At 71.9% G+C, this 25,771-nt stretch carries 23 protein-coding genes; 8 read left to right on the top strand and 15 right to left on the bottom strand.

Annotated elements, in window-relative coordinates; translation table 11 throughout:
- Window positions 1-181: 181 nt before the first annotated feature.
- Window positions 182-2,992 (bottom strand): pyruvate dehydrogenase (acetyl-transferring), homodimeric type, encoded by a 2,811-nt coding sequence (aceE, locus tag ISU07_RS23145; protein ID WP_456093965.1) that lies wholly within the window; start codon window positions 2,990-2,992, stop codon window positions 182-184.
- Window positions 2,993-3,081: 89 nt separating this feature from the next.
- Here aceE and ISU07_RS23150 point away from each other — a divergent pair, with 89 nt between their 5' ends.
- Genes ISU07_RS23150 through ISU07_RS23160 form a run of 3 tightly spaced genes read left to right on the top strand, consistent with a single transcriptional unit; the run spans window position 3,082 to window position 5,768 of the window.
- Entirely contained in the window at window positions 3,082-3,510 is a 429-nt protein-coding gene (locus tag ISU07_RS23150) for a DUF3052 domain-containing protein (protein WP_194709229.1), read from the top strand.
- A gap of 33 nt (window positions 3,511-3,543) precedes the next feature.
- Complete coding sequence (locus ISU07_RS23155) at window positions 3,544-5,241, top strand: AMP-binding protein (protein WP_194709230.1); 1,698 nt, start codon at window positions 3,544-3,546, stop codon at window positions 5,239-5,241.
- The gene (locus tag ISU07_RS23160) at window positions 5,238-5,768 is read left to right on the top strand and encodes a peroxiredoxin (protein ID WP_194709231.1); all 531 of its coding nucleotides are present in this window, start codon (window positions 5,238-5,240) and stop codon (window positions 5,766-5,768) included. Before ISU07_RS23155 ends, ISU07_RS23160 begins: the two co-directional genes overlap by 4 nt.
- Window positions 5,769-6,086: 318 nt before the next feature.
- Here ISU07_RS23160 and ISU07_RS23165 read toward each other — a convergent pair whose 3' ends face one another.
- Together ISU07_RS23165 and ISU07_RS23170 are read right to left on the bottom strand one after the other, a co-directional pair.
- Window positions 6,087-6,878, bottom strand: a complete 792-nt coding sequence (locus tag ISU07_RS23165) for a hypothetical protein (RefSeq protein WP_194709232.1) — start codon at window positions 6,876-6,878, stop codon at window positions 6,087-6,089.
- A 203-nt stretch (window positions 6,879-7,081) separates the two neighbouring features.
- Window positions 7,082-7,561 (bottom strand): hypothetical protein, encoded by a 480-nt coding sequence (locus tag ISU07_RS23170; protein ID WP_194709233.1) that lies wholly within the window; start codon window positions 7,559-7,561, stop codon window positions 7,082-7,084.
- 186 nt (window positions 7,562-7,747) lie between these two features.
- Between ISU07_RS23170 and ISU07_RS23175 the strand changes: the two genes are divergently transcribed.
- Window positions 7,748-8,617, top strand: coding sequence for a universal stress protein (locus ISU07_RS23175; protein ID WP_194709234.1), 870 nt, complete (start codon window positions 7,748-7,750; stop codon window positions 8,615-8,617).
- Between the two features lie 36 nt (window positions 8,618-8,653).
- Here ISU07_RS23175 and fgd read toward each other — a convergent pair whose 3' ends face one another.
- The 4 genes from fgd to ISU07_RS23195 all read right to left on the bottom strand — a co-directional run bounded on the left by fgd (window position 8,654) and on the right by ISU07_RS23195 (window position 13,200).
- On the bottom strand, window positions 8,654-9,655 hold the full coding sequence (fgd, locus tag ISU07_RS23180) for a glucose-6-phosphate dehydrogenase (coenzyme-F420) (RefSeq protein WP_194709235.1): 1,002 nt from the start codon (window positions 9,653-9,655) through the stop codon (window positions 8,654-8,656).
- Window positions 9,652-12,078, bottom strand: coding sequence for a bifunctional FO biosynthesis protein CofGH (locus ISU07_RS23185; RefSeq protein WP_194709236.1), 2,427 nt, complete (start codon window positions 12,076-12,078; stop codon window positions 9,652-9,654). Before ISU07_RS23185 ends, fgd begins: the two co-directional genes overlap by 4 nt.
- 25 nt (window positions 12,079-12,103) lie before the next feature.
- A complete protein-coding gene (locus tag ISU07_RS23190; protein WP_194709237.1) occupies window positions 12,104-12,691 on the bottom strand; it encodes a response regulator transcription factor in 588 nt (195 codons plus the stop codon).
- 80 nt (window positions 12,692-12,771) lie between these two features.
- On the bottom strand, window positions 12,772-13,200 hold the full coding sequence (locus ISU07_RS23195) for an Hsp20/alpha crystallin family protein (RefSeq protein WP_194709238.1): 429 nt from the start codon (window positions 13,198-13,200) through the stop codon (window positions 12,772-12,774).
- A gap of 95 nt (window positions 13,201-13,295) precedes the next feature.
- Here ISU07_RS23195 and ISU07_RS23200 point away from each other — a divergent pair, with 95 nt between their 5' ends.
- A complete protein-coding gene (locus ISU07_RS23200) occupies window positions 13,296-13,712 on the top strand; it encodes a MerR family transcriptional regulator (RefSeq protein WP_323742782.1) in 417 nt (138 codons plus the stop codon).
- Here the strand turns inward: ISU07_RS23200 and ISU07_RS23205 are convergent.
- On the bottom strand, window positions 13,709-15,514 hold the full coding sequence (locus ISU07_RS23205; RefSeq protein WP_228522493.1) for an MFS transporter: 1,806 nt from the start codon (window positions 15,512-15,514) through the stop codon (window positions 13,709-13,711). The two genes, ISU07_RS23200 and ISU07_RS23205, sit on opposite strands and share 4 nt — an antisense overlap.
- Complete coding sequence (locus ISU07_RS23210; protein ID WP_194709239.1) at window positions 15,511-16,566, bottom strand: phosphatase PAP2 family protein; 1,056 nt, start codon at window positions 16,564-16,566, stop codon at window positions 15,511-15,513. The genes ISU07_RS23205 and ISU07_RS23210 overlap by 4 nt, the downstream gene beginning before the upstream one ends.
- 114 nt (window positions 16,567-16,680) lie before the next feature.
- On the opposite strand from ISU07_RS23210, the gene ISU07_RS23215 reads away from it, so the two are divergent.
- The gene (locus ISU07_RS23215) at window positions 16,681-17,130 is read left to right on the top strand and encodes a GtrA family protein (protein WP_194709240.1); all 450 of its coding nucleotides are present in this window, start codon (window positions 16,681-16,683) and stop codon (window positions 17,128-17,130) included.
- On the top strand, window positions 17,127-17,843 hold the full coding sequence (locus ISU07_RS23220) for a class I SAM-dependent methyltransferase (protein ID WP_323742783.1): 717 nt from the start codon (window positions 17,127-17,129) through the stop codon (window positions 17,841-17,843). Before ISU07_RS23215 ends, ISU07_RS23220 begins: the two co-directional genes overlap by 4 nt.
- Here the strand turns inward: ISU07_RS23220 and ISU07_RS23225 are convergent.
- The 5 genes from ISU07_RS23225 to ISU07_RS23245 form a co-directional block, all read right to left on the bottom strand.
- Window positions 17,747-19,273, bottom strand: a complete 1,527-nt coding sequence (locus tag ISU07_RS23225; protein ID WP_194709241.1) for a hypothetical protein — start codon at window positions 19,271-19,273, stop codon at window positions 17,747-17,749. The two genes, ISU07_RS23220 and ISU07_RS23225, sit on opposite strands and share 97 nt — an antisense overlap.
- Window positions 19,234-20,022 carry a glycosyltransferase family 2 protein gene (locus tag ISU07_RS23230; protein ID WP_323742784.1) on the bottom strand — a complete coding sequence of 263 codons (789 nt, stop codon included), beginning with the start codon at window positions 20,020-20,022 and terminating at the stop codon, window positions 19,234-19,236. The genes ISU07_RS23225 and ISU07_RS23230 overlap by 40 nt, the downstream gene beginning before the upstream one ends.
- The gene (locus tag ISU07_RS23235; protein WP_194709242.1) at window positions 20,019-20,909 is read right to left on the bottom strand and encodes an NAD-dependent epimerase/dehydratase family protein; all 891 of its coding nucleotides are present in this window, start codon (window positions 20,907-20,909) and stop codon (window positions 20,019-20,021) included. Before ISU07_RS23235 ends, ISU07_RS23230 begins: the two co-directional genes overlap by 4 nt.
- Window positions 20,906-22,069, bottom strand: coding sequence for an NAD-dependent epimerase/dehydratase family protein (locus tag ISU07_RS23240; RefSeq protein WP_194709243.1), 1,164 nt, complete (start codon window positions 22,067-22,069; stop codon window positions 20,906-20,908). Before ISU07_RS23240 ends, ISU07_RS23235 begins: the two co-directional genes overlap by 4 nt.
- A gap of 135 nt (window positions 22,070-22,204) precedes the next feature.
- Window positions 22,205-24,112, bottom strand: coding sequence for a DUF6077 domain-containing protein (locus tag ISU07_RS23245; protein ID WP_194709244.1), 1,908 nt, complete (start codon window positions 24,110-24,112; stop codon window positions 22,205-22,207).
- Window positions 24,113-24,292: 180 nt separating this feature from the next.
- Between ISU07_RS23245 and ISU07_RS23250 the strand changes: the two genes are divergently transcribed.
- The gene (locus tag ISU07_RS23250; RefSeq protein WP_194709245.1) at window positions 24,293-24,586 is read left to right on the top strand and encodes a hypothetical protein; all 294 of its coding nucleotides are present in this window, start codon (window positions 24,293-24,295) and stop codon (window positions 24,584-24,586) included.
- A 172-nt stretch (window positions 24,587-24,758) separates the two neighbouring features.
- Here the strand turns inward: ISU07_RS23250 and ISU07_RS23255 are convergent, their stop codons facing one another.
- Complete coding sequence (locus ISU07_RS23255) at window positions 24,759-25,745, bottom strand: serine/threonine-protein kinase (RefSeq protein ID WP_194709246.1); 987 nt, start codon at window positions 25,743-25,745, stop codon at window positions 24,759-24,761.
- Between the last annotated feature and the right edge of the window lie 26 nt (window positions 25,746-25,771).

The raw sequence follows: 25,771 nt of genomic DNA on the forward strand, positions 1-25,771 counted from the left end.
CATCGGGGCCTCCCACAACTGTTGGATAGGCCGAGCAGGCAGCCCCTACTCGGTAACCCACGACCATTTGTGAGTGAGGCCCCGACCCGCAACCCCGTCTGCGCGACCGGGTCACGCCATACCGTCTAGTCGAGTTGCGTGCCGGAGGCGCAACTCGGACGTGTCAGGGACGCAACTCGACCTAGGCGTCGCCGCCCTCCTGCTTGACGCCACGGACGGCGGTGGGGTCGGTGATGCGGTAGTGGTCGATGGCCTTCTGGACGGTGTCCTTGCCGATGACGCCCTCGTCGGCGAGGGCGTACAGCGCCTGGACGACGACCGACTCGGCGTCGATCTTGAAGAAGCGGCGGGCGGCGGCCCGGGTGTCGGCGAAGCCGAACCCGTCGGCGCCGAGCGCGTGGAAGTGCTGCGGCACCCACGGTGAGATCTGCTGCTGCACGGCCTTCATGTAGTCGCTGACGGCCACGACCGGGCCCGGCGCGCGGCCGAGCTTGCGGGTCACGAAGGGGACGCGCGGTGTCTCGGTGGGGTTGAGCAGGTTCCACTCCTCGGTGGCCAGCGCCTCGCGGGACAGCTCGTTCCAGGAGGTGACCGACCAGGTGTCGGCGCCGATGCCCCAGTCGTGGGCGAGCATCTCCTGGGCCTTGGCGATCCAGGCGTACCCGACCCCGGAGGCCAGCAGCTGCACGCGCGGTGCGTCACCGGGCAGCTCCGCGGTGGGCGAGGAGACGTGGTGGATGCCGCCCAGCAGGCCCTCGAGGTCGAGGTCCTCGGGTTCCTTCGGCTGGACCGCCGGCTCGTTGTAGACGGTGAGGTAGTAGATGACGTCCTCGCCGTGGGGGTGGCGGTCGGTCGAGCCGTACATCCGGTCGAGGCCGTTGCGCACGATGTGCGCGATCTCGTAGGAGAACGCCGGGTCGTAGTGCACGACGGCCGGGTTGGTGAGCGCGATCAGCGGGGAGTGGCCGTCGGCGTGCTGGAGGCCCTCGCCGGTCAGCGTCGTGCGGCCCGCGGTGGCGCCGATGAGGAAGCCCCGTGCCAGCTGGTCGGCCATCGCCCAGATCGAGTCGGCGGTGCGCTGGAAGCCGAACATCGAGTAGAAGATGTAGACCGGGATCATCGGTTCGCCGTGGGTGGAGTACGACGACCCGGCGGCCGTCGCGGACGCCACGCAGCCCGCCTCGGAGATGCCCTCGTGGAGCATCTGGCCCTGCGGGGACTCCTTGTAGGCCATCAACAACTGGCGGTCGACCCCCTCGTAGGTCTGGCCGGCCGGGTTGTAGATCTTGGCGGTCGAGAACATCGAGTCCATGCCGAACGTGCGGTACTCGTCCGGGGCGATCGGCACGATCCGCTTGCCGATCGACTCGTCCTTCATCAGGTCCTTCAGCAGCCGGACGAACGCCATCGTGGTGGCGATGGCCTGCTTGCCGGAGCCGGCCCGCAGCTCGTCGTACATCTTCTCGCCGGGCAGTGTGACCTTCACCGGGTTGACCTTGCGCATCGGCACCCCGCCGCCGAGGGCGGCCCGCCGCTCGCGGAGGTACGCCAGCACGTCGCTGTCCTCGCCCGGGTGGTAGAACGGCGCCGACCCGTCGGCGTCGTAGGCGTCGTCGATCTCCTTGTCGGAGATGGGCAGCTCGAGCCGGTCGCGGAAGGCCTTCAAGGTCGGGGCGTTGAGCTTCTTCATCTGGTGGGTGGCGTTCTTGCCCTCCAGCGCCTCGATCGTCCAGCCCTTCACCGTGTGGGCCAGGATCACCGTCGGCTGTCCCACGTGGTCCGCGGCGGCCTTGAAGGCGGCGTACACCTTGCGGTAGTCGTGGCCACCGCGCGGCAGCAGCTCGATGTCACGGTCGGTGAGGTGCTCGACCATCTTCTTCAGGCGCGCGTCGGGGCCGAAGAAGTGCTCGCGGATGTAGGCGCCATCCTCGACGGAGTAGGTCTGGAACTCGCCGTCGGGGGTGCGGTTCATCTGGTTGACCAGCACGCCGTCGACGTCCTTGGCCAGCAGGGCGTCCCACTCGCGGCCCCAGATCACCTTGATGACGTTCCAGCCGGCGCCGCGGAAGTTGGCCTCGAGCTCCTGGATGATCTTGCCGTTGCCGGTGACCGGCCCGTCGAGCTGCTGCAGGTTGCAGTTGATGATCCAGGTGAGGTTGTCGAGCTCGTCGCGGGCCGCGAGGCGGATGGCGCCCAGCGACTCGGGCTCGCCCATCTCGCCGTCGCCGAGGAAGGCGTACACCTGCTGCTGGCTGGTGTCCTTGATGCCGCGGTTGGCCAGGTAGCGGTTGAAGCGCGCCTGGTAGATCGAGTTGATCGCCGCCAGGCCCATGGAGACCGTGGGGAACTCCCAGAACTCCGGCATCAGGCGCGGGTGGGGGTACGACGACAGGCCCTGGCCCGGGCCGTGCTGGACCTCCTGGCGGAAGTGGCCGAGCTGGTCGGCGGTGAGCCGCTTCATCAGGTACGCGCGGGCGTAGATGCCCGGCGCCGCATGGCCCTGGATGAACAGCTGGTCCCCGCCGCCCGGGTGCTCCTTGCCGCGGAAGAAGTGGTTGTAGCCGACCTCGTAGAGGCTGGCGGCCGAGGCGTACGTCGCGATGTGCCCGCCGACCTCGAGGCCCTTGCGGTTGGCCGAGGAGACCATCACCGCGGCGTTCCACCGGATCAGCCGGCGTACCTGCCGCTCCATCTCCTCGTCACCGGGGAACCAGGGTTCGCGCTCGGGCGGGATCGTGTTGATGTAGTCGGTGCTGCGCAGGGCGGGCACGCCGACCTGCTGCTCGCGGGCCCGCTCGAGGAGCCGCAGCATCACGTAGCGGGCCCGCTCGCGGCCGCGCTCGTCGACCATCGCGTCGAACGAGTCGACCCATTCCTGGGTCTCGTCGGGGTCGATGTCGGGGAGCTGGGTCGGCAGACCCTCGTGGATCACGGGGCGGGAGGACTTGTCGCTCACCACTGCATCGTTGCACGCACCTCCCGGCTTGCACACTCGCGGCAAACCCGGTGGACTACTGCTCACCTGCGGCTCAACCGAGGGTTCGCGGGACCTGTCACCAAGACCCTGAGAGCGAGGAGACCGTGAGCGCGACCGCAGGCGGCGGATCCACGGCCACGACCGTGGCCGGTCGGCTCGGTCTGAGCGCCGGTCTGGTCGTGCAGGAGCTCGGCTGGGACAACGACACCGACGACGACCTCCGGGTCGCGGTCGAGGACGCGATCGACGCCGACATGGTGGACGGCGACTACGGCAACGTGGTGGACGCCGTGCTCTTGTGGTGGCGCAGCGACGACGGCGACCTCGTCGACGGCCTGGTGGACGCCCTGACCGACCTCGTCGGCGGCGGCTCCATCTGGCTGCTCACGCCCAAGGTGGGCCGTCCCGGTGCCGTCGAGGCCGCCGACATCGCGGAGGCCGCGCCGATCGCCGGGCTGGCGCAGACCACCACCGCGGCGGTCAGCAAGGACTGGACGGCGACCCGGCTGGTCGCCCCCAAGTCCCGCCCGTAGGCGCGTCCTCCCCTGGGGGCATACTCACAGGCGATGCCTCCCTCCCTTCCGTCATCACTGCTGCGCCCGATCGCGCCGATCCTGAACCCGGTCCTGGCCAGGGCCGCCCGGGGTGGCACCGCCGCGACCGTCCTGGCGAGGGCCGGCCTGGTGCGGCCCTACCTGCCCTCGCAGCTGCTGACGGTCGGCAAGGTGCTCACGAAGTGGGGCACGGGTCCCGCCGGCGGGTTCACGGCGCTGGCGGTGCTGGACCCCGACCGCGAGGGCATCGTCGACGAGCGCGGCTCGAGCACGTGGGGCGAGATGCACCGTCGCAGCAACGCCCTGGCCCGGGCCCTCAAGGAGCGCGGCGTCGGCGAGGGGGACGCGGTGGCGATCATGTGCCGCAACCACCGTGGGTTCGCCGACGCGACCGTCGCCGCGGCCAAGCTCGGCGCGGACCTGCTCTACCTCAACACCGCGTTCGCCGGCCCCCAGCTGGTCGACGTGCTGGAGCGGGAGAAGCCGCGGGCGGTCATCCACGACGAGGAGTTCACCGACCTGCTGGCGGACGCCTCGGTCGGGCAGCGGCTGCTGGCCTGGACCGACGGGTCATCGGGTCACGTGACAGGCGCTGGCGCGCCTTCCTCGACCAGCGATGACGGGCTCGGCACCCTCGACGAGCTGATCGAGCGGTACCCCGACGCCGACCTCGACCCACCCGGCCGGCACGCCCGCATCGTGATCCTCACCTCCGGCACGACGGGCACGCCCAAGGGCGCGCCGCGCACCGAGGCCGGCATCGGAGCGGCGGTCTCGCTGCTGTCGCGGATCCCGCTGAGGTACGGCATGCGGATCCATGTCGCCGCCCCGCTGTTCCACACGTGGGGCTTCGCCCACTACATGCTGGCCGCGCTGATGGGGGAGACGGTCGTGCTGCGGCGACGCTTCGACCCCGAGGGCTTCCTCCAGGCGATCCAGGACGAACGGTGCGAGGCGGCCGCGGTCATCCCGGTGATGCTCCAGCGGGTGATGGCGCTGCCCCCCGAGGTGCGCGACCGCTACGACCTCACCCGCGTCGAGGTGGTCGCGGCATCGGGCTCGGCGCTGCCCGGCGACCTGGCGCTGGAGTGGATGGACCAGTTCGGCGACAACCTCTACAACCTCTACGGCTCCACCGAGGTGGCCTACGCGTCGGTGGCCGACCCCACCGACCTCCGCGAGGCGCCCACCAGCGCCGGCCGGCCGCCGTACGCCACGGTCGTGCGGATCCTCGACGACGAGGGGTTCCCGGTCCCGGACGGCGAGCCCGGGCGGATCTTCGTCGGCAACGGGATGCTGTTCGAGGGGTACACCGGCGGCGGCCACAAGGAGATGCGCGACGGGCTGATGTCCTCGGGTGATGTCGGCCGGATCGGCCCGGACGGGCGCTTGTACGTCGAGGGGCGCGACGACGAGATGATCGTGTCCGGCGGCGAGAACGTCTTCCCCGCCGAGGTCGAGGACTGTCTGGCCCGGCACGAGCGCGTGGTCGAGGCCGCCGCGGTCGGGGTCGACGACCCGGACTTCGGGAAGCGGCTGCGGGCCTTCGTCGTGGTGTCTGAGCCGGCTCCCACCGAGGACGACCTGAAGGACTGGGTCAAGCAGAACCTCGCCCGGTACAAGGTGCCGCGCGAGATCGTGTTCCTGGACGAGCTGCCGCGCAACGCGACCGGCAAGATCCTCAAGCGCGAGCTGATGGAGAGGGCATGACGGAGACCGGCCCGGAGACTGGCCCAGAAACCGGCCCAGAGACCGGCCAGGACACGGGCCTCACGATCGGCGGACCCGCGCCCGACTTCACCCTGCGCGACCAGTTCGGGCAGGACGTCACGCTGTCCTCGTTCGCCGGCCGCAAGGCGGTGCTGGTCGTGTTCTACCCCTACGCCTTCTCCAACGTGTGCACCGGCGAGATGGCGCAGATCCGCGGGCGGCTCGACGAGTTCATGACGTTCGACTCCGAGGTGCTGGCGGTCTCTTGCGACCCCACGGCGGCCCTGCGGGCCTTCGCCGACCACGACGGGCTCAACTTCCCGCTGCTGTCGGACTTCTGGCCGCACGGCGAGGTGAGCAAGCTGTACGGCGTCTTCGACGAGGCCAAGGGCCGGCCGCGGCGGTCGTCGTACGTCGTCGACAAGCGCGGTCTGGTGCGCTGGGCGGTTCACAACCCGACCGCCGTCGGACGCGACCTGGACGAGCACGTGCGGCAGCTGCACCTGGTGGCCGACGAGGTGGCCTGAGGGGGCGCTCGGCGGGCCACTCCCGGGGCCACCCCTAGGGGTGGCCTAGACCGCTTGTGAGGATTTTCAACGATTCGGGTGTCCCGGCTGGATCGCGCTTGTGTGGACGGCTAGTGTTCTTCCTGTCGAACCGCTGGTGACCCGAGACGCCAGCGGTTCGACTTTTTCTTTGTGCGCTCCGTGGGGCGCCGTTCCGGGGCGCTGTGAGCGTCCTTCCTCGGGCCCGTCTGGGCCATCGTCAGCGCCGCCGGCTGCGCGTGCGAGCGCCCGCCCGGTGAGGGCGGGCGCTCGACCGATCTTCAGGGATCAGGCCGTCGCTCAATCGGTGAGGACGCGTGCGCTCCCCGCGGCCGGCTCGGTGGCCGGGGTTCCGCTGACCTGGGCGAAGCTGATGCGGATCCGGTAGGCGTCGGTCACGTCGAGGACCTGGTGGTCACTGACGCCGAGGTCGAAGGTCCGCTCGTACTTGGCCACACCGTCCGCGGTCAGGCGGATGGCGGCCTTGCCACCGGTCTCGGTGCGGTCGGAGAGCCCGAAGGTCGTGTCCAGCAGCGTGCTGTGGTGACCGAGGGTGTACTCCACGAAGCCCGAGGTGACCGTGGTCGGGGTGTAGAGCGACTGCTGGTAGTTGTCACCGTTGATCGGCAACGTGCCAGCCGTCACACCCTCGCCCGCACTCGTCTTCATCAGGGTCAGGTAGACCCAGCCCTGCACCTTCACGCCACGCTCGGGGCTGAGGTCCTGCTTGGCTACCTTGTCCGTGGTCTTCACGACGCGGTAGACGAGGTCCTTGCGGCTCTTCGGCGTGGTGACGAACTTGTAGGTGCCGTTGGCCTTGACGGTGGCCGTCCCCAGCTTGATCCACGTGTCCTGGTGCTCGTACTGCACCTGGACCAGCACCTTGCTCGCCTCGGGGGGCTGGGGGATGACCTGTCCGGTCAGCTTGACCTGGGTCTCGCCCGCGATGGCCTGTGTCGTCGAGGCCTTGAGGCTGACGTGGTAGGGACTCTGCGAGGCCGTCAGACCGGCGCCTGACGCGCCGGGAGCCGCCGCGCCCATGGCGGCGAGGACGACGATGGCGGTGGTGGCGATCAGTCTGCTGTGCTTCATCTCATCTCTCCTCATGTCACCGTCACGTGGTGGTGGCGGCAATTCCACTCTCGACCTGTCGCCGGCCGGTCCCCAGAGGCGTGAGCCCCGTCCCCGGGGGAACTTGGTCGCCGGATCCGGAGGGCCTTCGTCCGTTCTGCCGCCACCGCTGAATCCGAGCGAGATCGCGCCGACCGGGAGTCGTCGGGCGCCGGGCCGCGACCTCAGGAGTCGAGCTTCTCGTCCAGGTCCTGGAGCTGTCGCTGCACGATGTCGGCGAAGCGGCGGTCGACCAGCTCACGGTCGATCACCATCCGGCCGGTGCCGGAACGAGCGGCGCGTCCGACCCGCGAGCGGCGCCACCCGCCGACGGCATCCACCACGGGTGGCGCCGAGAGTGCCGTGGCCAGCGAGACGAGCAGGCCGATCGTCGGGGACAGCACCAGCCATCCCACCACCACGGCCACGACGAGGGGCGTCGCGACGGCGACGCGGAGGGTCGTGGCGACCGATCCCGGGACGAGGCTCCAGGTCAGCACCCCGACGAACAGGCTCAGGGTCAGTGAGGCCGAGAGCCACGAGGCCCACGTGCCGATCGCGGTGGCGCCGAGCAGGCCCACGGCCCCCACCAGGCCGGCGAGGGTCGGCCAGACGACGCGGTTCCACGTGCGGGACCGCAGCGGTTCGCGTGGTGAGGTGGTCATGTCTCCAGACTCGTCCGCGCCCGCCCGGACCGACAGGGCCCTTGCGCCACTGCTGCGATGACCTAGGTCCCAGGTCCCGACCGGAGGGCCCCGAGGGACGGACCAAGGACCCTCGCCGTCCGGTACTTCGTCGCTGGGTACGACGACGCGAACGGGCCACGCTGGTGGGGAGGGAGGAGCGCGCTCATGAACACCGAGCTCCCGGGCGCGACAGCGCCGCCACACCACGGCAGCATCGTGGTCGGCGTCCACGAGACGGTCTTCTCCGGGCAGGCGCTCCGGTGGGCCGCCGAGCAGGCACAGGTCGAGGGTCGGCCGGTGCTGCTGGCCCACGCGGCGGAGGGCAGCCTCGTGTCGAGGTACGCCGGCGCCATGGCCGCCGGCGAGACCGTCCTCCTGCGTGCCGCCGAGGTCGTCCGCCGGGCGGCGCCCGACCTCGACGTCCGTCGCCTGTTGCGTCCCTCGCCGGCCACCACGCTGCTCACCGAGCTGTCCACGGACGCCTGGATGGTCGTCCTCGGGTCGCGCGGACGCGGACCGACGCTGAGCCACCTGCTGGGCTCGGTGGGTCAGGGCGTCGTGCGGCGCGCGGCGTGCCCGGTCGTGGTCCACCGCCCGGGGAACCCCGGCCTGGTGCGCGACGGCGTGGTCGCGGCGGTCCGTGCCACAGGGGACGCCGAGCCGGTGCTCGAGGTCGCGTTCCGCCTGGCCAGCCAGCGGGGCCTGCCGCTGCGCGTGCTGCACGTCGTGTGGGACCCGGGCTCGGCGATGGTGGGCGCGTCCGTCGGCGACCTGACCCAGGAGCAGGCGAGCGACGAGCTGGCCGTCGGTGAGGCGCTGGCCGGGTTCGGCGAGCGGTACCCGGACGTGCACACCACCGTCGCCGTGACGCCCGGCCTGCCTGAACGCGACATCGCCTTGGCCGCGCACCGCGCTGACCTCCTGGTCGTGGGCACCAGCAGGCTCGAGGCGTGGTCGCGGCTGCTCGTCGGCTCGGTGGCCGTGTCCGCACTCGAACGGGCGACCTGCCCGGTCGTCGTCGTGCCGGTCGGGTGAGCACGATGGTGACCGGCGCCTGAGCCGTGGCGGCCGCTAGAGGGTTCGCAGGAGTGGCAGCACGTCCCGGCCGAACGTGGTGAGGAAGCCGTGCTGGTCGGTGCCGGGAGCGTGCACGACGAGGTGGTCGAACCCGGCGTCGACGTACGGCTGGACCGCCTGCACGACCTCGTCGGGCGTGGTGGCCACGATCCAGCGCCTCGCGACCTCCTCGATGGGCAGCTTGTCGGCGGCGTACGCCATCTCCAGCGGGTCGTCGAGGCGGTGCTTGTCCTCGGCGGGCAGGGAGAGGGGCGCCCAGAAGCGGGTGTTCTCCAGCGCCTCCTCGCGGGTGGCGGCGTACGAGAGCTTAACCTCGATCATCCGGCTGATCGCGTCGACCGGTCGCTGGCCGGCGCTCAGTCCGTCGATGGCCGCGGGCAGCAGCTTCTCGGTGTACAGGTCCATGCCCTTGCCGCTGGTGCAGATGAGGCCGTCGCCGACCCGGCCGGCGTACTTGGCCATGGTCGGGCCGCCGGCGGCGACGTACACCGGGACGCCGCCCTCGGGGCGGTCGTAGATCGTGGCGTCCTCGACGCGGTAGTAGTCGCCCTCGAAGGTGACGCGCTCGTCCTTCCAGAGGGCGCGCATCAGGCGGACGGCCTCGCGCAGGCGGGCGAAGCGCTCCTTGAAGTCCGGCCAGTCGCGCAGCCCGACGGCCACCTCGTTGAGGGCCTCGCCGGTGCCAACGCCGAGGACGATGCGTCCGGGGTACAGGAGGCCGAGGGTGCCGAACGTCTGCGCCAGCACGGCCGGGTTGTACCGGAACGACGGCGTCAGGACGCTGGTGCCCAGCACCACCCGCTCGGTGCGCTCACCGATCGCGGTGATGACCGGGACGGACGCCGGACCGTGCCCGCCGATGTGGCGCCACGGCTGCAGGTGGTCGCTGACCATGACGCTGTCGAGGCCGACCTGCTCGGCCTGCACGCCGAAGTCGACCAGGTCGCGCGGGCCGAACTGCTCGGCGGAGGCCTTGTAGCCGATCTGCAGGGTCATCCGACCTCCTGCCGGCGGGTGGGCTGGGGCTGGTCGGTGACCGTGCCGTAGAGCGTGGTCCGTTGTCGCGCCACCCGTCCCGCGGAGACCGCGAGCTCGCGCAGCTCCTCGGGGGTGGCGAGCTGGCCGTGCGCGGCGCCGGCGGCGCGGGAGATGTTCTCGTCCATCAGCGTGCCGCCGAGGTCGTTGACGCCGGCCGCCAGCAGCTGGCGGGCGCCGTCCTGACCGAGCTTCACCCAGGAGGCCTGGATGTTGTCGACGTACCCGGCGTAGGCGATGCGGGCGACCGCGTGCATGAGCACGGACTCGCGCCAGGTCGGTCCGCGGCGGGCGCCGCGCTTGAGGTACACCGGGGCGGCCATGTGCACGAACGGCAGCGGCACGAACTCGGTGAACCCGCCCGTCTCCTGCTGCAGGGCGCGGGTGCGGACCAGGTGCCGTGCCCAGTGCACCGGGCGCTCCACCGAGCCGAACATGATCGTGATGTTGGAGCGCAGCCCGACCTGGTGAGCGGTCCGGTGCGCCTCGAGCCACTCCTCGGTGTCCACCTTGTCGGGGCACAGGATCGCGCGGATGTCGTCGTCGAGGATCTCCGCGGCGGTCCCGGGCAGCGACCCGAGACCGGCGTCCTTGAGCCGGGTGAGGTACGCCGACAGCGGCTCGCCCAGCCGCTTGGCGCCCTCGGTGACCTCCAGGGCGGTGAAGCCGTGCACGTGGATGCCCGGCACCGCGTCCTTCACCGCCCGGACCACGTCGACGTAGAAGTCGCCGTCGAAGGACGGGTGGATGCCGCCCTGGAGGCACACCTCCGTCGCGCCGCGCTCCGCCGCCTCCGCGGCACGGGCGGCGATGTCGTCGAGCGTCAGCAGGTACGGCGCGCCGCGCAGGTTCAGCGACAGCGGTCCCTTGGAGAACCCGCAGAACGTGCACCGGAAGGTGCACACGTTGGTGTAGTTGATGTTGCGGTTCACGACGTACGTCGCGACGTCGCCCACCGCGGTACGTCGCAGCTCGTCGGCGACCGCGGCGACCGCGGCGACCTCCGGTCCGCGGGCGGAGAAGAGGGTGACGATCTCGGCCTCGCCGACCTCCTGCCCGCCCTCGACCCCGCTCAGTACCTCGGCGACGGGCCCACCCACGCGATTCGTCAGCGATCCTCCGGGTGCTCGCAGCGCGGCGACCTCTGACGAATCGGTGTGGATCAGCTGGGGCGGGTGGGTGTCGGCGCCGGAGTACCAGGCGGTGGACCGGCGGCCGATCTGGATCACCTCGGCGCCGGTCCCGACATTGGCCGCGGCCTGGTGCCGCTCCGGCCAGACCGCACCGGGGTCGTCGCGGCCGAGGGACTCGGCGTCCGAGCGGTCCAGGACCGGGAAGCGGGTGGCCGGGTCGAGCCAGCGCTCGGGCTCCGCGGCGTAGGACGGGTAGATGGTGAGCCGGGGGGCCAGCACCAGCCCGCGTGACTCGGTCGCCTCGCGCAGCGTCGCGATCGCCGGCCACGGCCGCTCCGGGTTCACGTGGTCCGGGGTCACCGGCGAGACGCCGCCCCAGTCGTCGATGCCCGCGTCGAGCAGGTCGCCCAGCTGTGCCGGGTCCGAGAGGTTCGGCGGCGCCTGGACGTGCACGTCGGCCGGCAGGACCAGCCGGGCCAGCGCGACCGCCCGGACGTGGTCCTCGTGGGGACACGGTGGCTCGTGGCGCATCGTCGTGCCGGGCTTGGGCAGGAAGTTCTGCACGATCACCTCCTGCACGTGGCCGTGCCGGGCGTGCGCGGCGGCGATGGCCTGCAGGGCGGCCAGCCGGTCGGTCTCGGACTCGCCGATCCCGACCAGGATCCCGGTGGTGAACGGGATGGCCAGCTCGCCGGCCCACTCCAGGGTGGCGAGGCGGCGCTCGGGGGTCTTGTCCGGGGCGCCGCGGTGCGCGGCGAGGTCCGGCCGCAGGGACTCGACCATCATCCCCTGCGACGGGGCGACGGCCCGGAGGGCTGCCAGCTCGTCGCGCGAGATCGCCCCGGCGTTCGCGTGCGGGAGCAGGCCCGTCTCCGCCAGCACCCGGCCGGCGACGTCCACGAGGTACTCGACCGTGGAGGCGTACCCGTGCGTCGAGAGCCAGTCCCGCGCCTCGGCGTACCGGTCCTCCGGCGCCTCACCGAGCGTGAACAGTGCCTCGTGGCAGCCGGCCTCGGCGCCCTGGCTCGCGATGGCCAGCACCTCGTCCGGGGTGAGGTACGGCGACGGGATGTGGTGCGGCGCGGTCGCGAAGGTGCAGTAGCCGCAGCGGTCGCGGCACAGGCGCGTCAGCGGGATGAAGACCTTGGGGGAGTACGTGACCCGGGTGCGTGTGGTCCGGTCCCGGACCTCACGTGCGCGGGCGGTCAGCTCGCCGGTCGACAGGTCGCCCAGCTGGGAGGGGAGCGTCACGACTCCCCACCGTACTGGCGCGGTCTCAACCCGCCTTCGGCGGGAAGCCGTGCCCCAGGCACCAGGCCACGGCCTGGGCACGTGACGACACGCCGATCTTCCGGTAGGCGCTGCGGATGTAGGTCTTCACCGAGTTGATGCTGAGGTACAGCTCCTGGGCGACCTCCTGGTTGCCGAGCCCCTGCACCACCAGCTGGAGCACGTCGGTCTCGCGGGGGCTGAGCCCGACCGAGTCGGCGGACGTGGTGGCCTCGTCGAGGCGCCCGGCGAGGGCGTCACGCACGGCGCAGCGGAGCTCGTCGGTGCTGGCGCTGAGAGGTACGGCGCCCTCGACGCCGCGCTCCCGGGCCAAGGCCACGAGGTCGGGCCGGAAAGGCCGGCTCAGGGCGACGACGGTCGTGCGCGGGTGGGTGAGCCACTCGTCGAGCTCGCCGGTGTCGCCGTCGAGCAGCCCGATCACGTCGTACAGCAGCAGGTCGGGGGCCACGGTGCTGGACCGGGGGAGCACGGCCAGGCCCGGCTGACCGGTGAGCATCGAGTGGAGGGCCGTCGCGACGAGGTCGTGCGGAGTGACGACGGCGACCGTGGAGATCGTCAGGGCGCCAGGCGACATGGGAGCTCTCCCATCGAGAGGTGGGGCCGCCGCCGCCGCCCCGCACGCGGGGGGAGCGCGCGGGTCGGTCGGCGAGAGGACTAGCTCGTGGCGGCTTCGACCGAGCGGGTGCCGCCGGTGTGCTGCACCTCGATGCGGCGCGGCTTCGCACGCTCGGCGACGGGCAGACGAAGCGTCAGCACGCCATCGGTGTAGTCGGCGGTGAGGTGGTCGACGTCCAGCGAGTCGCCGAGGAACAGCTGCCGGCTGAACAGTCCGTGGCTGACCTCCGCGGCGATCCGCTCGGCCTGCGGGTCGGGCCGGGTGCGCTCGGCGTGGACCGTCAGCACGTTGCGCTCGACGGTCAGGTCGATCGACCCGGGGTCGATGCCCGGCACGTCGAGCCGCACCACGAACGTGTCGCCGTCGCGATAGGCGTCCATCGGCATCATCGCCGGCTGGGCCGGAGTGCCGAAGACGGCTTGGGCCAGCCGGTCGAGGTCACGGAACGGGTCGGTGCGCATCAACATGTTCAGCTCCTTCCGGGAGGATTTCCTGGTCATCGATCGGAGATAATCTCAGTCGATGGATTGATATTTAGCCAGATCTGCGAGAGATTTCAAGAGTGGTGGACAAGAAGTCCCAGGACGGTCCCGGCGAGCACGCCCAGCCCCGGCGGCGCCGCGCCGGTGGCGGCTCCCGCTCGGGGGCCGTCACCGGCGACCAGGCCGTCTACGGGATGGCCGTGGCCAGCGAGCTGACCGGTGTGAACCCCCCGATGCTGCGGGCCTACGAGGCCAAGGGCCTGATCACGCCGCACCGCACCGCCGGGGGCACGCGGCGCTACAGCGCCGACGACATCGCGGACGTGAACCGGATCTCTGACCTGCTCGACGAGGGCCTCAACCTGGCCGGGGTCGAGGCGGTGCTCGACCTCGAGGAGCAGAACCGCGCGCTGCGGGCCGAGAACGACCGGCTCCGGAAGGGGCCGCAGACACGCGACCAGGACGGGGACTCGGACGGGGACTCGGACGGGGACTAGGACGGGCAGGCCGACCCGCGCGGCACCTTGTACGGCGCCCCGATGTGGTAGACGCCCGGGTGCGGGGCGTGGAGCACCAGCCAGTTGTAGGGCTTCTTGACACCGTCGTCCGCCGCGTCGTCTCGCGCGTCCGCGGCGGCGTCGGCGTCGTTGGCCAGCCCGGACAGGCACGCCTGCGGGGAGGTGTCCCCCTCGGGCGGGCTCGGCAGCGGCTTACCGAAGTCGTCGACCAGGCTCAGCCAGCGGGAGTACCCGATGCGCACCACGATCGACCCGGCCGTCGGCGTGTAGAGCGTGACCTCGGCGGCGTCGAAGTCGAGGACCTCGGCGGGCGCCGAGGCGAGCGGCCGCGGGTTGTGCACCTCGTACAGCGTCCACTGGTCGTCGGACCAGACGCGCTGGAGGTACGGCAGGCCGCCCGACACCAGCGCCGCCTCGTCGACGGCTGCGGTGTCCGGCGCGGCCTGGGTGGCGACGATGACGAACCGGACGGCCCAGCGACGCAGCCACGCCTGGTAGACCTCTGCGGTCAGCGGCCGCTCGCGGTAGAAAAGGGGGTTGCGGGCCGCGTCGGCCTGGCGGTTCCAGCCGCGGGCGAGGTTGGCGTACGGCGCCAGGGCGGTCGCCTCGCGGTGGCTGGCGGTCGGCACGACCTCCACGCGGCCGAGGCTCGCGCCGCGGGCCTGGAGCTGGTCGACGAGAGGGTCGAGGTCGATGCTCAGCGACGCGGGAGGCGCGGTGCTGATCGCGTCGCGGGCGGCGGTGGCCACCTGCCAGCTGGTCAGCGTGATCAGGGATGCCGCGGTGAGCGCCACCGTCACCCGCCGGCCGAGACGGCGCGCGATGACCGACGTGGCCTCGTCCGACCGCTCCCTGACCACGACCACGAGGCCGATGAGCGTGAAGATGAGGCCGAGGCGGCCGATGTTCGTGCCCACCGGCGACGGCACCAGCCAGGAGAGCTGCACCGCCACGAGGTAGATCCAGCCGAGCGTGCGCAGCAGCCGCCAGTCGCGCGGGAAGAGCAGCGCCGCGGTCAGGCCGGCCACGGTCGGCAGGATGGCGGAGTTCCAGTCCATCGGCTGCACGCCCGACAAGGGGAACAGCCACGCGGAGACACCGACGACCACGACGGGCGGCGCCCCGACGGCGTACGCCAGCGCGCGCCACCCGGTGAGCCAGAGCGAGGCGGCGACCAGGCCGATGAAGAGTCCAGCCACCGCGCTGGCCGCTGTCGTGACCGCGGTGAGCAGCACGATGACCACCAGGCGCAGGCGCGCGAGCCACGGGTGTGCACGGGCGTCGATGGGCCAGGCGAAGACGGCGAGCAGGGCGGCCAGCCCGAACAGGATGCCCAGCCCGAACGTGACCCGGCCGGAGACCGCGTTGCCGGCCAGCGCGACGGCGCCGACGATCGCAGGGACCATCGGGCGGGTGACGTGGCGGCTGCGCTCCAGCAGCAGGGCCAGCAGCCCTGCGGCGAGGGTGCCGACGACGACCATCGTGGGGCGCACGCCGAGGACGGCCATCAGGTACGGCGAGAGCGCGCTGTACGAGACCGGGTGCATGCCGCCGTACCAGGCGAGGTCGTAGGCGCTGCCGGGGTGCGCCCGGGCGAACGCCGCCCAGGCGTCCTGGGCCGCGATGTCGCCGCCGGGCGTGGCCAGCAGCCGCCACCAGAGCAGGTGCAGGACGCCGGCCAGGACCGAGGCCACCAGCACCGGGCTCCACCGGACGGCGCTGACCGCGATCGGGGCGACGACCTCGGGCGCCTCGGCGCGCGCGTCGTCGACGAGCGTCATGAGGGTGCTCGCCGCCAGCGCGGATGGACCGTCCAGTGGCCGAGGGCCAGGGCACTCGCCGCGAGCAGGGCTCCGGCGATGTCGTCGCTGACGTAGTGCCAGCCGAAGTAGACCGTGGAGATGACGACGAGCACGAGGTAGATGCCCATGACCCGGGAGACGCGCTTGAGCCCGTAGTAGCGGGTCATCAGGAACACCAGGGTCGAGAACCCGACGTGCAGGCTCGCGAACGCACCCAGGCTGACGAACGCGTCGGGGGCCGCGGGGTTGGCCAGGAAGTGCGCCCGCTCGGTGAGGTACTCCGCCTGGGTCTCGGTGATCTTCGTGACCCGCAGCCCGTCGAACTCCCAGGGCGCGGTGGCGTACGGGCCGAGGCTGGGGAGGAGGTAGTAGGAGAGCGTGCCGAGGATCCAGGCGTACGTCGCGGCGCACAGGAAGACGTAGCCCTTGCGGACCGAGGGCACCAGGGCCAGCGTCCCGATGAGCGCCAGCACGATGACGTAGGTGAACGAGCGGTAGACCAGTGCGAAGAAGTCGGCCGCGCCGGCCTCGCCGAACAGCGAGTGCAGCACCACGGCGGGGCTGTGCCCGAGGAAGAGCGCCTTGTCGAGCTCGAGGAGGTCGTCGTCGCGGAGCGGGTTGAAGGCGTTCCAGCTCTTCAGGTTGCGGTAGCCGAGGTAGACGAGGTGGTAGGCGAGCAGCCCGGTGGCCACCAGGACGATCCGCTGCGAGCTCCATCGCTCACGCAGCGTGCGCCAGACGCTGACCGGCCGCCACCAGCGGCGCCCGGAGCGGAGCACGGCCTCGGCGAGCGCGATCGCGACGAGGAAGCCGAACGCCTTGAGGATGCGGTCCTGGAACATCTGGCCGTCCGGGTCGCGCACCGGCACCCCGATCGCGGCCGACCGCGCGAGCACGATCGCGCCGAACAGCACCACGATGGCCCAGAGTCGCCAGGCGTACCCGAAGCTCTCCCGCTCGCGTCCGGCCTCCGGGGTCGACGACGGGACGTCGGTCAGGCGCGGACGCCTGGTCGGCGCGGTCTCGGTCATGCGGGGCCACTCCTCGGGGCCGGTTCCTCGGGACGTGCGGAACCCGCCCCCATCGTGGCATGGGGATGCCAACGGGCGGTAAACGAAAGCGGGCCGCCGCCTAGGGTGGACGGTGTGATCGAGACGAGCCCGGCCCGTCGTCCCGGGCGGGTCCGCAGGCTCTCGACGTACACCGCGGGTTCCGTCATCGCGGCCGGGTGCAGTGAGCTGGCCCTGGTCGTCTGCTACGGACTCCTGGACCTCGCGCCGGCGGTGTCCTCGACGGTCGCGTGGCTGGCCGGCGCGATCCCCAACTACTGGCTCAACCGCAGCTGGACCTGGCAGCGGAAGGGCCGGCCGAGCCTCACGCGCGAGGTCCTGCCGTACGTCGCGATCATCCTGGTCACCCTCGTCCTCGCCGCGCTGGTCACCAGGGGCGTCGACTCCTGGCTGCGTGGGGCCGACGTGTCGGGGACGACGCGCACGGTGGCCGTGGCTGCGGCGTTCCTGGGGGTGTACGTGATCATGTTCGCCGTGCGCTACGTGCTGCTGGACCGCCTGTTCCGGTCGGAGGAGCGTCCGTGAGCGACGCGTTCACCCAGGCGACCGGCCGCGGGCTGGAGGACGACGCGGGCGCGAACCAGCGCCGCTACAAGGCCTACCAGCTGGAGCTGATGAGCCCGTGGTTCGGGGAGTCGCTGCTGGAGGTCGGTGCCGGGCTCGGGGAGTTCGCGTCCCAGGTGCGCGGGCTGAAGCGCCACGTCGTCACCGACGTCGACGCCGGGGCGGTGGCCGCGATGGCGGCACGGTTCGCGGACCGGCCCGAGGTCGAGGCACGGGTCCTGGACCTGGCGGGCAACCTCGAGGAGCAGGTGGGCGGCCCCGTGACGACGGTGCTCGCGATCAACGTGCTCGAGCACATCGAGGACGACGCGGACGCGCTGCGCCGGATGGCCGAGCTCACCAGTCCCGGTGGGCACGTCGTGATCTGGGTGCCGGGGTACCAGCAGCTCTACGGCGAGTTCGACCGGGCCGTGGGGCACGTACGGCGCTACACGCCCACCACCCTCCGCGACGCGTTCGAGCGGGCCGGACTGGCGGCCCTCGAGGTCAAGCCGGTGAACCTGCTCGGCGGCGTCGCCTGGTGGCTGACGGTCCGCCGTGGCGGGGTGGGCAGGCAGAAGCCCGGGCTGGTGCGGCTCTACGACCGGTTCGTGGTGCCCACGACCCGTTTCGTCGAGCGCCGCGTGACGCCGCCGTTCGGCCAGTCCGTGCTGGGCGTGGCGCGCGTCCCCTGAATCTCGAGACGGCTCGAAAGCCTGACGACGGCGAGCACGGCCGCCGCGGGCACCAGGACCAGGAAGGGCAGCTGGTACCTCCACACGAACTGGGCCGTCACGGCCGGGACGGCCAGCAGGCCCGCGGCCGTGGCGAGCACCAGGAAGAGCACGGACCGGTCCCGTGACACGCCGTCGTCCCCCCTCGACCAGCGGGACGGCGCGAACAACCCGACCACCGACAGGAGCGTGAGCAAGAACAGCAGGGGGCCCCACGCGTAGACCGTGAAGCCGTACCAGCCGAGCCAGCCGGCGAGCGGCTGCTCGGCCTCCAGCAGGTACCCGCCGTGGGCGAGGTACGCCGGGCGGGTCCACCCGGTCTGCTCGAACTCCTCGTAGGTCTGCAGCCGCCACTTCGACGCGGTGTCGTACTCGTAGCGGTCGATGCGCGGCACCGTGAAGTTCAGCATCAGGTCGCGGGCGACGATCCGCGCGTAGGCGCCCGGCTGGGCCCGGATGGCGCGCTCCGCGAAGTCGCGCATCGCCTCGTCCAGGGTGACGCCCGGTGGCGGCTGCAGGCCGTGCGTGCCGTCAGGCGTGTGCCAGCCGTACTCCGTGGGGTCCAGCCGCGAGCCCAGTGGCTCGGCGGGGCACAGCGGCCGTTCGTACGCCGGCACCGAGAACCTCGTGCAGTCCACGAAGCCCGTCGTGCGCATGTACAGCGCTCGCCCGCCGGACTCCGACATGGCCCAGACGTCGTGCTGGGCGTGGTACCAGGCGGTGTACGCCGACACGGGCACCGCGAACCCGACGACCACGACGAGGGCCGTCGCCAGCCGCGCCCGCCAGGTGCTCGCGGCCCAGAGGCAGAACACCACCGCGACCACGACCAGGGGCTGGCCGACGACGCGGACGCACACCGCGGCGCCCAGCAGCAGGCCGGCCAGCGCCGCGTTCGGCATCCGCGGCGAGCGGTACCAGGCCAACGCGGCCACGCCCGCGACGACCAGCAGGTCGAACAGCACGTCGCTGAGCACCGAGTGCTCGAGGGAGAGCTGCATCGCGTCGAAGAGCACGGGCAGCGTCGCCAGCGTCGCCAGCTGTGACGGCACCGACCGGCGGCGCAGCAGCGCGTAGAGCACGACGCCGGTCAGCAGCCCCAGCACGTGCTGGACGGCCGTGACCAGCCAGACCGACCGGGAGACGGCGTCGAGCGCGTCGAGGAGGAAGCCGTACCCGACCGCTCGGTCGGCGAGCGGCTGGAGGTCGTCGACCAGGCCGAGGTACGTCGGGCCGTCGCTGAACACGAACCCCGGCGGGAACGCGACGACCACCGACACCCGGACCAGGACGGCCAGGGCGAGGGCCACCAGGAACGGCTGGTGCCCTCGCAGGTGCCCGCGCAGGCCGGTCACCCGGACCTGGCCCGAGGTCGCCCTTCCCGCCACCACGTGCCGAGCATGACGCGTGCGTAGCGCGCCCCGTAGGCCAGGTTGCCGCCCTTCTTCGACGAGCCCGCCGATCGGACCCGCATGGTGGCCGGCACCTCGGCGTACCGGAACCCGTGCGCGAACACCCCGACCAGGAGCTCGGAGGCCTGGTACTGCGGCTGCTCGAGCGTGACGGCAGCCGTCACCTCGGCGCGCATCGCCCTGAGCCCGAAGGACGTGTCGGTGATGCGACGCCCCAGCAGCAACGAGGCCAGCCACGCGAACACGTACGTGCCCGCCTGGCGCACGGCGTCCCTGTTCTCCAGCGACCCGAGACGCCGCGAGCCGGTGACGAAGTCGGCCCGGCCCTCCACCACCGGGGCCAGGACGGCCGGGATGTCGTCGGGGGAGTACTGACCGTCGGCGTCCGTGGTGACGACGTACTCCGCCCCGTGCTCGCGCGCCACGCGGTACCCGAGCCGCAGGGCCCTGCCCTGCCCCCGGTTGGTCGGGTAGGCGACGACGAGCCCCCTCCCGGCAGCGCGGGCGGCCTCGGCGGTCCCGTCGCTGCTGCCGTCGTCGACCACCAGCACGCCGACCGGCAGCCCGCACACCTCCTCGGGCAACGAGGCCAGCACCCGCGGGACGCCGGCGGCCTCGTTGTACGCCGCGATCACCACCACCACGGGCGGGAGCCGCAGCCCGGGGTGCTCGCGCGCGAGGTCCGCCAGGACGCGCTCGTCGACGGCATCGCCGCGCGCAGCGGTCACACCCGAGTGCTCAGGTCGTCCCACGCCGTCGCCATCCCCTCGGTCAGGGACACCTCCGGCGCCCAGCCCAGGGATCGGGCGCGCGCGATGTCGACGACGACGGCCGGCATCTCGCCGGCCTTGGCCGGCACGTGCTCGGCCGCGATGGCGCGACCGCTGGCGGCCCTGGCCGCCTCGAGCATGTCCAGCACGGTCACCGACGAACCGCTCCCGATGATGCTGGGTCCGCCCGGCCAGGACGGGGAGACCGCGAGGGCGAAGGCCCGGGCCACGTCGTGCACGTGCACGAGGTCGCGGCGCTGGAGTCCGTCGCCGTACACCTGCACGCCCTCGTCACGCGCGGCCGCCTTGAGCATCCGCGGGACGAAGGAGTCCTTGGCCTTCATGCCGGGACCGTAGACGTTGGTGAGCCGCAGCACGGGGGCCCGCAGGCCGTAGGCACCGGCGTACCCGGACAGCAGCATCTCCGCGGCGGCCTTGGTGGCGCCGTACGGCGTGAGCGGGCGCAACGGGACGGACTCGGTGAAGGTGCCGTCGTACCCGCCCACGACGGCGTTGGTGGAGGCCATCACGAACGCCTCCACACCGCGCTGCCGCGCCAGCTCGAGCAGGGCCGCCGTGACGTCGACGTTGACCGAGTGGACCTTCACCGGCCGCTCCACCGAGCCGAGCACCGAGGTCTCGGCCGCCAGGTGGACGACCACGCCCACGTCCTCGGTCACGGCGCGGTCGCGCACGCCGGCGTCCTCGAGCTCACCGACGACCGTGGGGACGTCGGGATGCTCGTCGCGGTCGGCGACGACGACGTCGTGGCCGTCGGCGAGCAGCGCGCGTACGACGTGCCGGCCGATGAAGCCCGAGCCCCCGGTGACGAGGACTCGTGTCATCCGCGCCCGCTGTTGGCCGTCTCGCGCCACTGCACCCGCGGCTTCAGGAGGTCGAGGTCGACCCGGTCCTTGTGCCGCTCGATCACGCCGTACATCTGCTCCAGCAGCGTGTCGCCGAGCAGGTGCGGCTTGAGGCCGAGCGACTCCAGGGCGGTGTGGGTGAAGTTGTAGTAGTGGTTCTCCAGCTCCACGCGCGGGTTGTCGATGTGCTCCACCTCGGCGCCGCCGGGGTAGGAGTTGGCGACCAGCTTGGCCAGCTCGTCGAGGGAGAACTGCTCGGTGGCCTGGTTGAAGACCCGGAACTCGCCGGCGTCGGCGGGGTTCTCGCACGCGAGGCGGATGCACTCGACGGTGTCGCGGATGTCGAGGAAGGCGCGTGTCTGCGAGCCGCCACCGTAGACGGACAGCGGCTGGCCGAGGACCGCCTGGATGGCGAACCGGTTGAGCACCGTGCCGAACACGGCGTCGTAGTCGAGCCGGGTCGCCAGCTGCGGGTCGAGCACCGTCTGCTCGGTCTCCTGGCCGTAGACGACGCCCTGGTTGAGGTCGGTGACACGCAGACCCCAGATCCGGCACCCGAACTCCAGGTTGTGGGAGTCGTGCACCTTCGAGAGGTGGTAGAAGCTGCCGGGCTTCTTGGGGTAGAGGACGCGGTCGGTGCGGCCGTTGTGCTCGACCTCGAGCCAGCCTTCCTCGATGTCGATGTTGGGCTGGCCGTACTCGCCCATCGTGCCGAGCTTGACGATGTGGATGTCGCGGTCGATCTCGCCGATCGCGTACATCAGGTTGAGGGTCCCGACCACGTTGTTGGTCTGGGTGTAGACGGCGTGCTTGCGGTCGATCATGGAGTACGGCGCCGCGCGCTGCTCGGCGAAATGGACGACCGCGTCGGGGTGGAAGATCCGCAGGGCGTCGTAGATGTAGTCGGCGTCGCACAGGTCGCCGTGGAAGATGTCGATCCGTTCGCCGGAGACGCGCTCCCACGCCTTGACGCGAGTCCGGAGCGACTCGATCGGGACCAGGCTTCCGGAGCCGAGCTCCTCGTCGTACTGGCGACGCACCGCGTTGTCGAGGACGCCGACCGTGTGCCCCTGGGCCGAGAGGTACATCGCCGTCGGCCAGCCCAGATAGCCGTCGCCACCGAGAACCAGGATCCGCATGGGTGAGCCTCATTTCGGGTCGGTCGTGCCGGGCTCGGGACCCGGCCGTCTCGCCACGATAACCACGCCTCACAGGCGCCACGCACACCCCCAGGGAGGGTTCGGCCCGGTGTTCAGCCGACGTTCAGGAGACGGTCAGGTGGCGGTCAGGCAACGGTACGCGCGGCTCGTGAGGGCGGGCCTGAAGCCTGCCGCGAGCAACGCGGTGAAGCCGTCGGTGTCGGACAGGTAGACGCACGCGACGCCCACGTCGAGGGCGCCCAGCGCGGTGGCGAGGTGGTCGCTGCGACCGGGCTCCCGGTTGGCGAAGTCGACGAGCCGCAGTCGGTCCTGGAACCGGAAGCCGGGCTCGTCGCGCAGGTACGTCAGGTAGTAGTCGCGGGGGGCGACGGTCTTCACGTCCGTGCTCGTCACCGCCAGCGTGATGGCCAGCCCGTCCGGGGCGAGGACCAGGCCGGGATCGTCGCGGGCCAGGATCCAGGCGACCACGTCGCGAGAGTCGGCGGACCGCTGCCAGTGGAACGGCGCGACCAGGTCGGTGGAGGTGTCGGAGAGCCAGATCGGCTTGCCGAAGGCGGCGAGCGCGACGGCGAGGACGGCGCCACCCACGGCGGCGACCTTCGGTGTCGGGGCCCGTTCCCAGAGGGCGGAGACGGCCGCGCCGACCAGCGCCGCGACCGTGCACCCCCACGTCACCCGCCACAGCGTCGGGCCCAGACCCACGAGGTCGTAGGCGAGCCGGGTGAAACCAGGGACGAAGGTGATGCCGGTGGCCGTGACGAGCAGGGCACTGGTCAGGCGGGCGGCCGGGTGGGGCACGAGCAGGCACCCGAGCAGCACCGCGAGCACGGCCACCAGCGCCAGCAGGTCGGTCAGGAACACGGCGTGCCCGAACCAGTCCGGGTCGAAGCGGTACTGCCGCCTCTCGGCGAAGTCGTCGGCCGAACGGCCACCGAGCACGAGCGTCGTGACGCCGGCGGCCAACGGGTACGCCGCCATCGCCGCGAAGCCCACGAGTGCCTGACGCGGTGCCCGGCGCGCCAGCGGAGCGGATCCGGCCAGAGCGAGCAGGGGGACCAGGAAGATCGCGGTGGTGGAGCAGGCCACGGCGGCGGCGCCGCCGGTCACGAGCCGGATCGCGCCGCGCCGGCTGGGCCGTTCGACGTACCTCAGTGCGTACGTCAGGAGCGTCGGCACCACCAGGCACAGCAGGATCACCTTGCCCTGCCAGAGCCGGGTGAGGAACAGGTTGCCCGGCGGCCCGTACGACGAGGTCCCGTCGACGAGCAGGAACAGCAGGCCGAACCCCAGCGCGAGCGCGACGTGCCGCACCCGCCAGGCGCGGAGCAGCCGCCACAGGGCGAGGACCGCCAGCGCCGTCATGATCGGGGGGACGACGACGTACTCGACGTCCCCGGCCCGCAGACCCAGCAGGTGGGCCAGCGCCCCGACCAGGCCGTCGTACGACGCCAGCGGCGGCCAGTTGGACATCGGGTAGACGAGGTCGGCGAAGATCGTGTCGCGCACCGGGAAGTCGCCGTGCTCGGCCACCCACTGCGCGAGGTTGACGTAGTACAGGTCGTCGGGGTTCGGCCTCAGGGTCACCGTCGCGAACGTCGCCAGCCCCACCGCGCAGGCGACGGCGAACCAGGTCTCGTCCCGGCCCGGGCTGTCGTCCCGGGTGCCGGGTGCTGAGAGGCCGGCACGACGGACCGCCAGCACGCCGGCGAGGCCCGCCACCAGCCAGCTCACCCACACCACGAGCCACGGCAGGTCGAGCGCCATCGCGACCGCCGCGACGGACGCCGCGACGACCAGGACGACGGTGGCCCGGCGGTCTCGTGAGGGGCCGGGGCGGTCCTCTTCGACGAGCGGAGCCGCGCTCCTGCGCACCGCAACCAGCCAGAGAGCGAGGAGGAGGACCTCGATGACGAGGGCGACGTTCGACGCGAGCCCGAGCAGCAGGCTCACGTGGTAGACGACGGTCCACGTGGCCAGCAGGACGATCACGGCGTCGAGCAACCGGTCGGTGCGCGCCGCCATTGGTCGAAGGTACCCCGGTCCACCCCAGGCCATGCTGGCCCGAGGGGACTACTCGGGTTGGGGTTGTGAGGCGGCCTCAGGTCACCGACCATGAACGCGGACGACGCCTCGACCCGGAACCTCTCTCTCCCGGGGACGGGGCGTCCACCACGTCCGGGGGACCTCGCTAGCGTGGGGGCTGTGGACCAGCCGCCGACCCCCTCGCCTGCCGGGATGTCGCTCACCCAGGTGCAGCAGTGGGTCCTGTCGGTGCTGGCCTTCACCGTCATCGAGCACTTCGCCGCCGGCCTCGCCGTGGCCGGGGTCTTCGCCGACGACCAGGACGCGCGGGTCGGGCTCAACGTGCTGGCCGGCGTCACCGGGGTGATGGCGGTGGCCGCCTTCCGGGCGCTGCACGCGAAGTCGATGCTGAGTGCCTGGCTGCTGCTGGGCCCGCTCCCGGGGCTGGTCGGCGCCTACTTCACGTTCCGCTGAGCGGCCCACTCGTCACCAGGCCCCGGCCTGGACATGAGAACGGGGCCCCGTCCGGGTCCCCTGTGATCCCGGACGGAGCCCCTCGTGGGGGGACGTGCCCAACGCAACGAGTTGACTGAGCCGAGCGTTACGGGAGTGACCCGAGTGGTCTGGACCAGCCGGACACGGGCGATCAGTCGTCGAGCAGGGCGGCCACGTCGACCGCGACCGTCCGGGTCGGCTCCTGGGGCGTCGGGTCGTCCGGACCGATGTCCGCACCGATGTCCGGCCCGAGGGGCTGCTCCTCGAGCGCCGACTCGCCGTACACGGCCTGGGCCAGACCGAGGGACAGGCCGATGATCTCGTGGTCGGCGAGGCCGAGCCGGATGGCGACGGCGCGGGCGTTCTCCGGGCGCTGGTGCGGGTCCTTGGCGAGCAGGTCCTCGATCACGCCGGACAGGTCCTCGGGCACGTCGTCGGGCAGTGGCGGCGGGGTCTCGTGGATGTGGCTCATCGCGGTGGCGATCGGCGTCGGCTTGTCGAACGGCTTGTTCCCGCTGAGCATCTCGTGGGCCACCACGCCCAGGGCGTAGAGGTCCGACGCGCCGGTGGCCGGCCGGCCGAGGGCCTGCTCGGGGCTGATGTACGACGGCGTGCCGAGCAGGTCGCCGGCGCGGGTGTGCCCGGAGGCGTCCACCGCGCGAGCGATCCCGAAGTCGGTGAGCTTCACCAGGCCGTCCTCGCGGACGAGGATGTTGGCCGGCTTGACGTCACGGTGGACGACCTTGACCTCGTGGGCCACGCCGAGCGCCAGCGCGCACTGCCCGACGATCGAGCGCACCTGGTCCGCCGGCAGCCGGCCGTGCTCGCGGATGACCTGCGAGAGCGGCTTGCCGTCGACCAGCTCCATCACCAGGTAGGCGATGCCGTCGTCCTCGCCGTAGTCGAACAGGGTGGCGATGTTGGTGTGGTTCAGCGACGCGGAGTGCAACGCCTCGTCGCGGAAGCGGAGCGCGAACAGCTCCTCGTGGCCCGGGTCCGGCCGCATCACCTTGAGGGCGACCTGGCGCTGGAGCACCTCGTCCTCGGCCGCCCAGACGTCGGCCATGCCGCCGGAGGCGACGCGGCGCTCGAGGCGGTACCGCTGACCGAGCGACGTGCCGGGCTCGACGCGGCTCAAGAAGGTGGCCTCACAGTCCGGACAAG

The sequence above is a fragment of the Nocardioides islandensis genome (assembly GCF_015352455.1).
GTDB lineage: Bacteria > Actinomycetota > Actinomycetes > Propionibacteriales > Nocardioidaceae > Nocardioides > Nocardioides islandensis.

Excerpts from the sequence above, each read along its gene's own strand:
- ISU07_RS23155 (WP_194709230.1), top strand. The coding sequence starts at position 3,544 with ATGCCTCCCTCCCTTCCGTCATCACTGCTGCGCCCGATCGCGCCGATC.
- ISU07_RS23160 (WP_194709231.1), top strand. The coding sequence starts at position 5,238 with ATGACGGAGACCGGCCCGGAGACTGGCCCAGAAACCGGCCCAGAGACC.
- ISU07_RS23165 (WP_194709232.1), bottom strand. The coding sequence starts at position 6,878 with ATGAAGCACAGCAGACTGATCGCCACCACCGCCATCGTCGTCCTCGCC.
- ISU07_RS23170 (WP_194709233.1), bottom strand. The coding sequence starts at position 7,561 with ATGACCACCTCACCACGCGAACCGCTGCGGTCCCGCACGTGGAACCGC.
- ISU07_RS23175 (WP_194709234.1), top strand. The coding sequence starts at position 7,748 with ATGAACACCGAGCTCCCGGGCGCGACAGCGCCGCCACACCACGGCAGC.
- fgd (WP_194709235.1), bottom strand. The coding sequence starts at position 9,655 with ATGACCCTGCAGATCGGCTACAAGGCCTCCGCCGAGCAGTTCGGCCCG.
- ISU07_RS23190 (WP_194709237.1), bottom strand. The coding sequence starts at position 12,691 with ATGTCGCCTGGCGCCCTGACGATCTCCACGGTCGCCGTCGTCACTCCG.
- ISU07_RS23195 (WP_194709238.1), bottom strand. The coding sequence starts at position 13,200 with ATGTTGATGCGCACCGACCCGTTCCGTGACCTCGACCGGCTGGCCCAA.
- ISU07_RS23205 (WP_228522493.1), bottom strand. The coding sequence starts at position 15,514 with ATGACGCTCGTCGACGACGCGCGCGCCGAGGCGCCCGAGGTCGTCGCC.
- ISU07_RS23210 (WP_194709239.1), bottom strand. The coding sequence starts at position 16,566 with ATGACCGAGACCGCGCCGACCAGGCGTCCGCGCCTGACCGACGTCCCG.
- ISU07_RS23235 (WP_194709242.1), bottom strand. The coding sequence starts at position 20,909 with ATGACACGAGTCCTCGTCACCGGGGGCTCGGGCTTCATCGGCCGGCAC.
- ISU07_RS23240 (WP_194709243.1), bottom strand. The coding sequence starts at position 22,069 with ATGCGGATCCTGGTTCTCGGTGGCGACGGCTATCTGGGCTGGCCGACG.
- ISU07_RS23245 (WP_194709244.1), bottom strand. The coding sequence starts at position 24,112 with ATGGCGGCGCGCACCGACCGGTTGCTCGACGCCGTGATCGTCCTGCTG.